Genomic DNA, 11536 nt, shown 5'->3' with positions numbered 1-11536 from the left:
GTACAATTATGTAGTGCTATTGAATATATAGCGGTTCTCAATGTTTCAGTTCGCAAAAATTAGAAAGGTTCAACTGAACTGTCTGGCGATCATCGCCATTGGCAGGTACAGGCGTTTAGGCTGGCCAGGAAACACAGTAAATCCATGATATTCAGAAAAAGCCCGCGCCTGCTCATTTTTGGCATCCACCACCACCGCCATAGTTGTAATATTACTCATCATGTCAATAGGAGGCTATTTAATCCATGAAAAGCTTTTTCAGCCTAGCCGCAGCGCAGATAGCACCTAGTTTGGCACTCTGTGCGACTTCTATCGTTGCTTCTACTAATCTGGCTCAAGCTGCTGACTTAACATTTAACTGGAAAGGTAATGCTGGTTATTCGGCTTCTGGCTCGTTCAGCTACGATGAAAGCACTACCCCAGCCATAATTTCCGAAAGTGGTGTGGGAACTACAAAAGCCTTGCGGTCACTCAATGTTTCTTTTTTCAATCCATCACAGGAGTTGATTGGAACTAACAACGAAGTTGTTAATGGTGTATCAAGCAATCAGTTTTTCGAGTTTAACTTTGACACGACCACAGGCAATTTGTTTGGGGCTTTTGATGTTGGCACTGGTAGTGGCATAGGTGATGTTTTTCTCAGCAATGTTGAGGCTCCGGGTCGTATCTTCATCTCTCCGGGAGCGACCTCTTATCTTTACCAAAATATTACAGCAGACTATACTCAATTACTCGATTCGAGTACGAATCAGATTAAAGCGTCTGCGGTTCCTGAACCGACAACTGTTTTGGGAACCCTGGTAGTTGGCATGTTGGGTATAGCACTCAGCAGTAACAGAATTGCATTCTTCTCAAAAAAGCCAAAGAAAATCTACAGGACTTAGGCATATAAAGTATAAAAATTCTTTAATGAACCTATCCCACTAATAATATTTTGTGAATCCAGATGTGGATAGTAGCCAAGTCAAACCCTGCGGGGAATTCAAAATTCAAAATTCAAAATTATTATTCCCATAAATAAATTTAGCGCAAATAAATAAATTTAGTGCAAAGTCGAGCCAGTCGCACAGGAAGGGTTTCCCGACTTGGGCAACTGGCGTTGAGCGGAGGTTTCCGACGCTCGCGGACTCGCTAACGCTGCGCTATCCGTTGGTGTAGCCCGCCGCAGGCATCAGACGGCAGTTCCTTTAAGCGGGGGAACCCCGCCAACGGACTGCCTCAACTTTGTAAGAGAGGGGCTTGTATCATGAGTCTGTTTTGGTCAATAAATGCCTCAAAATAAACCTTTCGACGCTCCCATATTACGATGAGACAACGGTCAAATGTGTTGATATCGACTCTGTTGGCCAATTGCGAGCGCTATTCCTCAAAGCCAAGAAATATTGTAGCGCCTTCCCCTATAAATTGCGGTTTAGATGAATTCGCAAACATTGTCATATAAACCGCGAATACTTTCTTCTTCGTTTTACCCTCTATTTTCCTTAACTAAACAGTATTGACATGAGGAAGAATTAGTTCTGAAATCAGGGCGAAAAACCCTTAAAAATGCTCAGGAAGTAATCTACAAACCCATTGAGTATAAAATTATCCGGTCATGCAAATGATCGGGCAAAATATGCTTCAGTAACGCTCCGATTTTGGCATCTTGTCCAACAAGGTAGCGTGTCTTGGGTTGTTTGGCAGTCAGCGCATGGACAACAACTTGAGCCACAATATCCGCCGAAATTCCTCTAGATGCGATAATCTGCATTTTTTTGCGGACAATATTCATCGCCTGACCATAGAGATTGTGTGCCGTTTCGGGTAGATCCTGCTGTGCTACTTCAGATTGATTGAGAGACTTGTCCCAGATTGGGGTAGCAATAGAACCAGGTTCAACAATTGAAACTGAGATTCCCCAAGGTCGTAACTCCATCCGCATCACATCAGTGAGTGCTTCCAAGGCAAATTTAGAAGCATTGTAAGCACCCAAAAACGGCGTTGGACTTCTACCAGCAATGGAACCTATATTGACAATTCGACCTTGACTTTGGCGTAAAAGACCAAGAAATGCTTGTGTCACTGCTAATTGTCCAGTGACATTAACCTGCATCTGGTGTTGAAAATCAGCGATCGCTAATAATTCTAACGGGCCAGGAACAGCAATTCCGGCATTATTCACTAAACCTAAAATTCCCACACCACCAACTGCATTTGTTACCTGATTAACCGCGGCTGCGATCGATTCAGCATCAGTAACATCTAAAAAAATCGGAATCAGCCTTTGTGACCCTTTCTGTTTGAGTGTTTGAGCATCAGTATTTTGACGCACTCCAGCAAAAACAGAGAAGCCCAATTGATCTAAAAGCAAAGCACACGCTTGACCAATTCCTGTTGAGGCTCCTGTAACCACTACTGTACGTTGATTTTCTACAACCATTAATTTCCTTTGATGATGGAGCTGCCTCCTGCCTCTTCTTATCAATCTTTGCAAGTGCCAGCACGAAGGCAATCTTCGGTTTGGTCATCTCTAGCCGATATTTGCCACGGCAAGATGCGTAACTGAGCATTTGTACTGTAAGCAATTAAAGTAGCTATTGTGGAATACTGGTTTTTAACAATTGTCACGTCACTACTAGAAGTATTGCCTAGCTCAACATTGTATAAATAAACAGGCAATGCCATTAGGGCAATGCAAATTATCCGGTTCATACTCAACCTCAGTTAACAATTTCCGATTACCATCTGTATAGATGCCACTTTGATGAACCGGATTTTTAAAACTGAGTATTAAATGTTGATGTTGTGGCAATTTACTCAGCGCTACTAGTGGTCTGTCAAGCCGAAATTGATGGGTAAGCCAGTTCGTAGTAAGGACTTTAGTCCTTTATTCTCTAAACACTGAAGTGCTCACTACTAACTTATCAAAATCAATAGGACAGACTACTAACCGCAGAGACATGATTTCTAAATTATCGGTTCCACCCTTTTTTATTTTAGATTAGGCATTACCTACAAGATGGCTTCCTACTTACTTATGCAGATGCAAACCCAAAAAACAGGACAAAAAACCCACAGCACCCAAAAACATATATTAGTAGCTGCATTCCCCAGATAAAATAGTGAAGAATGCTGAGTCACCGAAATGGTCGATGACCTACAAACACTCATGATACAAGCCCATAAATAAATTTAGGGTATTGTTAATTTTGAATTTTGAATTTTGAATTTTGAATTCGGAGCGAAGTGACGTGACGCCTTCACAAGACGTAGATACTGTAAACGTTCCTAACCTCGACCCAGAAGGATATGGCAACTCAGACACCGATCCTCTTGATGAGTTACCGGGTGAAGTCGAAATGTCCCTTTTCGACCATCTAGAAGAGTTGCGACAGCGGATTTTCTATTCGTTAATTGCCGTAGCAGTGGGCATTATTGGCTGTTTTTTTGCCGTTAAGCCAATTGTCCAGTTACTTGAGGTTCCAGCACAAGGAGTCAAATTTCTCCAACTTGCACCTGGAGAATATTTCTTTGTCTCCCTGAAAGTTGCCGCCTACACTGGCCTCATACTTACTAGTCCTTTCATTCTTTACCAGATTATCCAGTTTGTGCTTCCAGGACTGACTCGCCGCGAACGCCGTATACTGGGGCCTGTGGTTTTGGGCTCGAGTGTGCTGTTTGGGGCGGGTTTAGTATTTGCTTATTTACTCCTTATCCCCGCAGCCTTGAAATTTTTCATTAGCTACGGAGCAGATGTAGTTGAACAACTTTGGTCAATTGATAAATATTTTGAATTTGTGCTGCTATTGTTATTCAGCACTGGTTTAGCATTTCAAATTCCCATTATTCAACTGTTGCTCGGTAATTTGAACATTGTCTCGTCAGAACGGATGATTTCTGGTTGGCGTTACGTGATTATGGGAGCAGTAGTTTTAGGAGCCGTCCTCACGCCTTCTACTGACCCCCTGACTCAAAGTCTCTTAGCAGGAGCAGTTTTAGCGCTTTATTTTGGTGGTGTGGGACTAGTGAAGCTTACAGGTAAATAACCTCTGGAATCGGTTATAGGTGAGAGTGAATCAGTTCTAAGGAGGGCTAGGAAAACGGACATCTGATGAAAAGGATCTTTATAAGTTATTTATTAGGGTTGACATTATTAACCGCTTGTAGCGAAGCAGCCACAGATAGGCTTACACAAGAACTACAAACTGTAAAGTCATGGACAGCTACAAGCAAAATGGTTGCTGATGCTTGGGTACGAGGTGCTGTGCCAAAGGTCTATGCGAAACAAACACTCAAGAAAGCACAGCAAGAGTTGCAAACAGAAACCGACAACATAGCCCAGATAGAATCATCTACGGCTATTCCCCAGTCTTACAAATTAGCACTTTTAGGTCATATCAAACAGTTAGCAAAAATCACGGAGCAAATATCAACCTCAATTGAACAAGAAAATTATTCTGTAGTGGCACAAAGAATTGGGGACTTATCGCTAGAAGGACGAACACTAGACTCGCAACTACCACAGCAGAATAAACCATGAAGAAAATTTTTGAAATTGCGCTGGGCATTGTGACTAGTATTGGTGGCTTCTTGGATGTGGGTGCGATCGCCACAGCAGCAGAGGCTGGATCTATTTTCGGCTTTCAACTAATCTGGGCGATTATCCTGGGTACAATTTGTGTGATTTTTTTGGTAGAAATGTCTGGGCGGTTAGCAGCAGTTAGCAAGCATACATTAGCTGCTGCGGTGCGTGAACGTTTTGGGTTTAATTTTTATATTATTCCACTGATTGCTGAAGTCGTAGTTGATTTTCTAGTTTTAGCAGCTGAAATCGGTGGTGTTTGCATTGCCTTACAACTGCTAACGGGTATTAGCTTTCAGTGGTATGCTTTACCCGTTGCCTTTGCAATTTGGTTGCTAATTTGGTACGGTAACTTTGGCATTATTGAAAATGGTATTTCCCTATTAGGGTTGGTTACAGTAGTTTTTGTTGTCGCTACTTTTAAGTTGCATCCATCTCTAACACAACTTGGCGGTGGTTTGTTGCCAACTCTGCCACAACAAAATACCGCTCATTATTTATATCTTGGAGTTGGGATTTTGGGTGCTTTGATTAGCCCCTATTTATTTTACTTCTACTCATCTGGAGCAGTAGAAGATAAATGGGATGAAAAGTATATTGGTGTAAATCGCGCAGTTGCTGGTTTAGGGATGAGCTTTGGTAGTGTCGTATCGCTAGGGGTGCTGATTGTGTCAGCACTGGTACTCAAACCCAAAGGCATTGAGGTAGATAGCTACGAACAAGCGGCATTGATGTTGACAGAAGCTTTTGGTTACTGGGGCTTTGTGCTATTTGCAGCGTCCTTGGGCATTGCTTGCTTTGGTGCAGCACTGGAGGTGACTCTCGACACAGCCTATATTGTTGCTCAGACCTTTGGTTGGAATTGGGGCGAAAATCTGAAGCCAAAAGATGCCGCACGCTTTAGTTTGGTCTACACTGTGTTTGTCTTTCTCGCTTCGTTATTAATGGTATTTGGGATCGACCCATTGCAATTGACTTTGTTTTCAATGGCAATTACAGCAGTGATTTTGCCACCTGTGATTGTGCCATTTCTGGTATTGATGAACGATGAATTATATGTCGGCAAGTATCGTAACGGTTGGATAAGTAATAGTGTTGTGATCTTTACAATTGTGCTGACATTCGTGTTAGCGATCATTGCTATTCCACTAGAAATTCTTGGAGGGTGATCACTGGTGTGCGTTCTTGTTAATAATCAACTGGAAGTGATAGAAAATGAACATTATTAGAGATGTACTTGATAACCAATTAGTTGACAGCGATCGCCGCCATCTGGGCAAAGTCGATGGAGTTGTCATCGAGTTACGCGATGGAGAACCGCCACGACTCACTTATATCGAAACTGGTATGACAATTCTTGCACGACGTATTCATCCACGTTTGGGAAGGTGGGTAGCAGCAATTGAAAGTAGCTGGGGTGCTAAACAAAGTGAACCCTTTAGAATTCCGTGGTCAAAAGTGCGGGATGTTGGTATTGATGTCAAAGTTGAGATTGAAGCTGACACAACTCCGGCATTAGCTTATGAAAAATGGCTTCGGGAACACATTATTAGCCGAATTCCAGGGGCAGAACATGGCAAGTGAAATTCATCTGGAACTGCTACTAGGCAAACAAGTATTAGATTCAACTGGTAAACCCGCCGGATGCATTGAGGAAGTACATGCCCAACAGCAAGGTGAAGAATGGGTTATTCAGGAATATCTGATTGGAACCACTGCTGTGTTAAAAAGACTATCTGTTTGGACAATTGGGTTGAGAATCTTACACTTGCTTGGGGCACACAAGATCCATAGTGGCTATACAATATCTTGGGAGCAACTAGATTTGACTGACCCTGAAAAGCCTCGTTTGCTCTGTACCTTAGATGATTTAAAAGCATTAGAGAATTCCAAAAAATAAAACTTAAAATTCAGGGCAGAAGGCTATATTTAGCGCGTCAGCATAAAATGCTAGTAATAAGACTACTATTATTACTTAGCAAGGGTTTCAAATCTTTTAGTAGACGGATTTAACATATTAAGTAATGAAAATCCTGTTTTTAATATTCAAACACTAGTACAGCACGGCGTAAATAAGCAGACCATTGAAAAGCCCTAAAGAGCTTATTGCATAATACTTTTGACTTTTGAACGCCAGTTGCTTCTCCCAAAGGGAGACGCTGCGCGAACAAGTCGGCAAAGCCGAACGCCAGTCGCTCATGGGGGAAACCCCCAAGACCGCGCTGGCTCCCCAACGCACTGGCTCCTTTTGACTTCCGCCTTGCGGTACTAGTTCTCACTTCCCGATAATGAGCTGCGAATAGTTCCCGGCGCACCCAATTTATGTATGAAAGGCATAGTAGAGTTTGCCTACAAACATCAAGTAAATATACATTTATACTAAACTTGCTAGTCAATCTTTTATACCTGAGTATGCTTTTTTGTAACTCCCCTAAAAATGGGCAAACCGGGAGTTATTAATCATGTTAATCCAACAGCGGGTCATAATATCCATTCCGAAGAACGTTCACCTAAATCTAGAGGAATGCTGACAGCTTTGCCGAGGCGGGGGCGATCGCGTGTTTGAGCAATAAATTTTTGTACCTGTGTTGACCCACCCAAGGCATGAAGATAATTGGCAATGCTATCGAGATGTTCTTGGTACTCCGCCTCGCTTAAAGGAAAAGAAACTTGCTCGACGTATTTCCACATAACCTGCAAAAATATCTTTCCCTGTGTCCGCCGGAACTGGACATCATAAGAATATCCCCACTTATCAAGCAATATCTGACGTAATTCCTGTCCTGTCATAGCTTTTCTCAATCAGATTTTACATTTAGTTATGATGTTAAGTTCCGTGACTCCAGTATGATAAGGATATAAAGAAATGTAATGCTAACAGAAAAGATGCTAAATATATCTTGGAACAAAGAAGTATGGCATCGTTGTGAGCGCTAGCATTTCGACTTAGACAAGAGTTGCTCAAGTACAAGTACTTTTGTCAAAATGCTTAACAAAATACACAAAGAGCGCGTAGATTATGGCTCAATTTTCTGAATCAGCAGACGTGCCCGATATGGGGCGTCGTCAGTTCATGAATCTGCTCACTTTTGGGACTGTCACGGGAGTAGCTCTGGGTGCATTGTATCCCGTTGTCAAGTACTTTATTCCACCAGCAGCAGGTGGCGCTGGTGGCGGTACAACAGCAAAAGACGAGCTAGGTAACGATGTTAGCGTCGCTAAATTTCTAGAAAACCGGAATGCAGGCGATCGCAACCTAGTTCAAGGATTAAAGGGAGATCCTACCTATATTGTGGTAGACAGCAAAGAGGCGATCAAAGATTATGGCATTAACGCCATCTGTACCCATTTAGGTTGTGTCGTCCCCTGGAACGTTGCTGAGAACAAATTCAAATGTCCTTGTCATGGTTCCCAGTATGACGAAACTGGTAAAGTTGTTCGGGGCCCAGCACCTCTGTCTCTGGCTTTAGCCCATACCAACGTCAACGACGACAAAATCGTTTTAACCCCTTGGACTGAAACCGACTTCCGCACAGGTGATGCACCTTGGTGGGGTTAATAATTTTGTCATTAGTCCTTAGTTATTTGTCCTTCGTTCAGGGCTTAATGACTAATGATTAATGACCAATGACTAATGACTAATGACTAATTCAATTGTCGCCCTTATAGAGATGAGAAATGTTTTCATAACAGCGAGATTAACTCGCAGTGCTAGAGCGATTGTAAAAACATTGCTCATAGCGATCGCCACTGTGACATTTTACTTCACCAGCGATCTAGCCCTTCCCCAATCGGCTGCCGCCTATCCCTTTTGGGCACAGCAAACCTATCCCGAAACCCCCCGCGAACCAACAGGGCGAATTGTTTGTGCCAACTGTCACCTAGCCGCCAAGGTTACAGAAGTGGAAGTTCCCCAATCGGTGCTACCTGACACTGTATTCAAAGCTGTAGTCAAAATCCCCTACGATTTGAGCGCGCAGCAAGTTGGTGCCGATGGTTCTAAGGTTGGCTTGAACGTCGGTGCTGTATTAATGCTACCTGAAGGCTTTAAGATTGCTCCTGAAGACCGTATTTCCGAAGAACTTAAAGAAGAAGTTGGCGACACTTTCTTCCAACCCTACAGCGAAGACAAAGATAACGTCGTCATCGTCGGTCCTTTACCTGGTGAACAGTATCAAGAAATCGTCTTCCCAGTTCTTTCTCCCAACCCCGCAACTGACAAAAACATCCACTTCGGTAAATATTCAGTTCATGTAGGTGGTAATCGAGGACGCGGACAAGTTTTTCCCACTGGCGAAAAGAGCAATAACGCTGTTTACAACGCTTCCGCTACTGGCACAATTACCAAGATTGCTAAAGAGGAAGATGGAGACGGTAACGTTAAATATTTAGTAAACATCCAACCTGAATCGGGTGATGTTGTTGTTGATACGATTCCTTTAGGACCAGACCTGCTTGTTTCCGAAGGTCAAGCAGTTAAGACTGGTGATGCTTTGACCAGCAACCCGAACGTTGGTGGATTCGGTCAAACAGATGGAGAAATCGTATTACAAGACGCTTCTAGAGTCAAATGGATGATTGCGTTTATCGCTCTTGTAATGTTGGCTCAAGTTATGTTGGTGCTGAAGAAGAAGCAGGTTGAAAAAGTTCAAGCTGCTGAAATGAATTTCTAAATTTTTTGCGACATCATCCTTTGTAGGACAGGCATCTTGCCTGTCTTTTTTATATGTTATGTTCTATAGAAACCAATTAAGTGAACTAGAGTATTCACTAATACCAATTCTCTAAAATAAGGCAACAGATATAACAGGGATTGCCTTGCTGTATCTAAATTTCTCAATTGCGTTAGCGAGTCCGCGTACTCTGTAAGAGTTGCAAGCTACGCGCAGCGTCTTGTAGAGAGCGTCATTGCGAATTGTGAATTGGTATAATTCATCGGGGAAGTAAACTCTGAAGACCTCAGCTTTTGGTCAGAGGCAGACCGTGTATTGCAATAACTAATAGAAGAACAGCAACAATCAATCAGACAAAGTAAAGAAATCTTTCTTTAGGTGATGGCGCAACTCTCTTCGCTCAATCCTTGCGGTGTCTGCCACTGCTACAAATCCACTTGTTGAGTAGCAAATAGTAATAATAATCATTTTCAATGGCAACAGCAGTCAAAGTGATAGAATCTAGCCAACAACATCCTACGGGGTAAGATGGATGGTGATAAATACAGTTCTCCGCAACCACTATAAAATTGTAGGGCTTTTAGGAAGCGGTGGGTTCGGCGATACCTATTTAGCTGAAGATTTAGATTTGCCTAACAAGCCCAAATGTGTTGTCAAACACTTAAAACCGAAAACCTCCGATGCAACAGTTTTACCAATTGCCAGACGATTATTTGAAAAAGAGGCAGAAGTTTTATACCGCTTAGGGAACTTGAGCAAGCAAATACCCAAATTATTCGCTCATTTTGAAGAAAATGGGGAATTTTACCTAGTACAAGAATTTGTAAATGGACAGAACTTGTCTACAGAGATAATTCCTGACCAGCCGTGGAATGAAGCTCAAGTAGTTCAACTGTTACGGGAAATTCTTGAAGTTTTGGTAGTGGTACATCAGCAGAATATTATTCACCGAGATATCAAGCCGCAAAACTTGATGCGCCGACGCGATGATGGCAAAATTATGCTGATTGACTTTGGAGCAGTTAAAGAAATTAAAGGTTTGGCACAAAATACTCAAGGTCAAGTGACTTCGACTATTATCATTGGCTCCAATGGTTATATGCCTAATGAACAAGCTAGTTCTAAGCCAAGATTGTCTAGCGATATCTTTGCAGTGGGCATTGTTGCTATTCAAGCTTTGACAGGTAGAATACCTCAAGAATTCTCAGAGGATGCAAATGGCGAAATTATCTGGCGTCATTGGACAAATGTCAGCGATCGCCTAGCTGATATCTTAACAAAAATGGTGCGTTATAACTTTAGCCAACGCTACCAGTCAGCAGCAGAGGCGTTACAAGCACTGGCATCCTCAACATCTTGGACTACCGTCCTAGCTCCAACTTATTCAGTTTCTCCTGTAGAACCAAAATCAACAAACAGGCGGATATTTGGATTTAATGGGAAAGTTTTAGCTGGAACTGTAATCGGAGTAGGAGTAGTGGCGATGCTTGCATTATCTTATTTTACCAAACAGCAATCTCCCCAAATAGCTGAAAAAACTGAACAATTTATTTCACTACCTTGCAGTTCTGAACCAACTTCACTTCCTTCAACTGGAAAACCCGATATAAAGTTTTCAGATGGTACTGAATATTATGGACCTAGAGATAAAAATAACAATCCATTTGGTAAGGGAGTAATGATATTTAAGAATGGTAGTCGATACTATGGAGAATTCAACAATAATCAGCGCAATGGTTGTGGCATATTTTCATATTCCCCAAATACCAGTTTTTATAAAGATTATGTAGGTCAATTTGTCAACGATAAATTTGAGGGGCTAGGAAAAATGAGATGGAAAGATGGTCGTGAGTATCGAGGCAATTTTAAAGCTGGGCACTGTGAAGGGCAAGGAATATTTCAATTCGCAAATGGCTCTTTTAAGAGTGGAATTTGGCAGAATGGAGAATTGCAAGGAAGCAATTTATCATGTAATATATAGAAAAACTTAATGTATTATGTGTAGCATTGCTGAATAATGATAAATATTAATATTGAATGTAAATCAGATTTCTTAACAAAAAATGAAACAAAAATCATCTAAAAAATTGAAATTCATTGTTTCTACTGCTTCGTTACTCTTCTTCGCCAGTTTTGGTGTAGCTGTTCTGCCACAGGTAACTTTAGCACAGCGGGAACAACCAAGCCAAACTCCAGCAACTCCAGAGCAAACTCCAGCAACTCCAGAGCAAACTCCAGCAACTCCAGAGCAAACTCCAGCAACTCCAGAGCAAACTCCAGCAACTCCAGAGCAAACTCCAGC

The 11536-nt window shown here is 42.1% G+C and carries 13 protein-coding genes and 1 pseudogene; 10 read left to right on the top strand and 4 right to left on the bottom strand.

The window, feature by feature from the left end; translation table 11 throughout:
* Positions 1-69 precede the first annotated feature (69 nt).
* Positions 70-222: a hypothetical protein gene (locus V7K56_RS34990; protein ID WP_334918429.1), complete on the bottom strand. Its 153-nt coding sequence runs from the start codon at positions 220-222 to the stop codon at positions 70-72.
* A gap of 23 nt (positions 223-245) precedes the next feature.
* Here V7K56_RS34990 and V7K56_RS34985 point away from each other — a divergent pair, with 23 nt between their 5' ends.
* A complete protein-coding gene (locus V7K56_RS34985; protein ID WP_334918427.1) occupies positions 246-884 on the top strand; it encodes a PEP-CTERM sorting domain-containing protein in 639 nt (212 codons plus the stop codon).
* A gap of 677 nt (positions 885-1561) precedes the next feature.
* Here V7K56_RS34985 and V7K56_RS34980 read toward each other — a convergent pair.
* Together V7K56_RS34980 and V7K56_RS34975 are read right to left on the bottom strand one after the other, a co-directional pair.
* Complete coding sequence (locus V7K56_RS34980) at positions 1562-2419, bottom strand: SDR family oxidoreductase (RefSeq protein WP_334918425.1); 858 nt, start codon at positions 2417-2419, stop codon at positions 1562-1564.
* 41 nt (positions 2420-2460) lie between these two features.
* The gene (locus V7K56_RS34975) at positions 2461-2691 is read right to left on the bottom strand and encodes a hypothetical protein (RefSeq protein WP_334918423.1); all 231 of its coding nucleotides are present in this window, start codon (positions 2689-2691) and stop codon (positions 2461-2463) included.
* Between the two features lie 539 nt (positions 2692-3230).
* Between V7K56_RS34975 and tatC the strand changes: the two genes are divergently transcribed.
* The 5 genes from tatC (at position 3231) to V7K56_RS34950 (ending at position 6461) form a co-directional block, all read left to right on the top strand.
* Positions 3231-4025 carry a twin-arginine translocase subunit TatC gene (tatC, locus tag V7K56_RS34970; protein ID WP_334918421.1) on the top strand — a complete coding sequence of 265 codons (795 nt, stop codon included), beginning with the start codon at positions 3231-3233 and terminating at the stop codon, positions 4023-4025.
* Between the two features lie 65 nt (positions 4026-4090).
* Positions 4091-4519, top strand: coding sequence for a hypothetical protein (locus tag V7K56_RS34965; RefSeq protein WP_334918419.1), 429 nt, complete (start codon positions 4091-4093; stop codon positions 4517-4519).
* The gene (locus tag V7K56_RS34960; protein WP_334918417.1) at positions 4516-5730 is read left to right on the top strand and encodes an Nramp family divalent metal transporter; all 1215 of its coding nucleotides are present in this window, start codon (positions 4516-4518) and stop codon (positions 5728-5730) included. The genes V7K56_RS34965 and V7K56_RS34960 overlap by 4 nt, the downstream gene beginning before the upstream one ends.
* Positions 5731-5776: 46 nt before the next feature.
* A complete protein-coding gene (locus V7K56_RS34955; protein WP_334918415.1) occupies positions 5777-6145 on the top strand; it encodes a hypothetical protein in 369 nt (122 codons plus the stop codon).
* Positions 6135-6461: a hypothetical protein gene (locus V7K56_RS34950; RefSeq protein WP_334918413.1), complete on the top strand. Its 327-nt coding sequence runs from the start codon at positions 6135-6137 to the stop codon at positions 6459-6461. Before V7K56_RS34955 ends, V7K56_RS34950 begins: the two co-directional genes overlap by 11 nt.
* A 581-nt stretch (positions 6462-7042) precedes the next feature.
* Here V7K56_RS34950 and V7K56_RS34945 read toward each other — a convergent pair.
* The gene (locus tag V7K56_RS34945) at positions 7043-7351 is read right to left on the bottom strand and encodes a DUF3067 family protein (protein WP_334918411.1); all 309 of its coding nucleotides are present in this window, start codon (positions 7349-7351) and stop codon (positions 7043-7045) included.
* A gap of 229 nt (positions 7352-7580) precedes the next feature.
* Here V7K56_RS34945 and petC point away from each other — a divergent pair, with 229 nt between their 5' ends.
* The 4 genes and pseudogenes from petC to V7K56_RS34925 form a co-directional block, all read left to right on the top strand.
* A complete protein-coding gene (gene petC / locus V7K56_RS34940; protein ID WP_334918409.1) occupies positions 7581-8120 on the top strand; it encodes a cytochrome b6-f complex iron-sulfur subunit in 540 nt (179 codons plus the stop codon).
* Positions 8121-8232: 112 nt separating this feature from the next.
* Positions 8233-9234, top strand: a complete 1002-nt coding sequence (gene petA, locus V7K56_RS34935; RefSeq protein WP_334918576.1) for a cytochrome f — start codon at positions 8233-8235, stop codon at positions 9232-9234.
* A gap of 532 nt (positions 9235-9766) precedes the next feature.
* Entirely contained in the window at positions 9767-11215 is a 1449-nt protein-coding gene (locus V7K56_RS34930) for a protein kinase domain-containing protein (RefSeq protein WP_334918407.1), read from the top strand.
* Positions 11216-11297: 82 nt separating this feature from the next.
* Positions 11298-11536 (top strand): annotated as a pseudogene (locus V7K56_RS34925) (hypothetical protein); the annotation flags it as partial.

It is taken from the genome of Nostoc sp., assembly GCF_036917535.1.
GTDB lineage: Bacteria > Cyanobacteriota > Cyanobacteriia > Cyanobacteriales > Nostocaceae > Nostoc.
Note: the sequence above shows the minus strand (reverse complement) of the source record. Positions and strands in the feature narration are given on the sequence as shown.

Bases quoted from the DNA above. Each gene is read 5' to 3' on its own strand.
- petA (WP_334918576.1), top strand. From the start codon at position 8,233: ATGAGAAATGTTTTCATAACAGCGAGATTAACTCGCAGTGCTAGAGCG.
- petC (WP_334918409.1), top strand. From the start codon at position 7,581: ATGGCTCAATTTTCTGAATCAGCAGACGTGCCCGATATGGGGCGTCGT.
- V7K56_RS34965 (WP_334918419.1), top strand. From the start codon at position 4,091: ATGAAAAGGATCTTTATAAGTTATTTATTAGGGTTGACATTATTAACC.
- V7K56_RS34960 (WP_334918417.1), top strand. From the start codon at position 4,516: ATGAAGAAAATTTTTGAAATTGCGCTGGGCATTGTGACTAGTATTGGT.
- V7K56_RS34930 (WP_334918407.1), top strand. From the start codon at position 9,767: ATGGTGATAAATACAGTTCTCCGCAACCACTATAAAATTGTAGGGCTT.
- V7K56_RS34945 (WP_334918411.1), bottom strand. From the start codon at position 7,351: ATGACAGGACAGGAATTACGTCAGATATTGCTTGATAAGTGGGGATAT.
- V7K56_RS34950 (WP_334918413.1), top strand. From the start codon at position 6,135: ATGGCAAGTGAAATTCATCTGGAACTGCTACTAGGCAAACAAGTATTA.
- V7K56_RS34985 (WP_334918427.1), top strand. From the start codon at position 246: ATGAAAAGCTTTTTCAGCCTAGCCGCAGCGCAGATAGCACCTAGTTTG.
- V7K56_RS34990 (WP_334918429.1), bottom strand. From the start codon at position 222: ATGATGAGTAATATTACAACTATGGCGGTGGTGGTGGATGCCAAAAAT.
- V7K56_RS34980 (WP_334918425.1), bottom strand. From the start codon at position 2,419: ATGGTTGTAGAAAATCAACGTACAGTAGTGGTTACAGGAGCCTCAACA.
- V7K56_RS34975 (WP_334918423.1), bottom strand. From the start codon at position 2,691: ATGAACCGGATAATTTGCATTGCCCTAATGGCATTGCCTGTTTATTTA.
- V7K56_RS34955 (WP_334918415.1), top strand. From the start codon at position 5,777: ATGAACATTATTAGAGATGTACTTGATAACCAATTAGTTGACAGCGAT.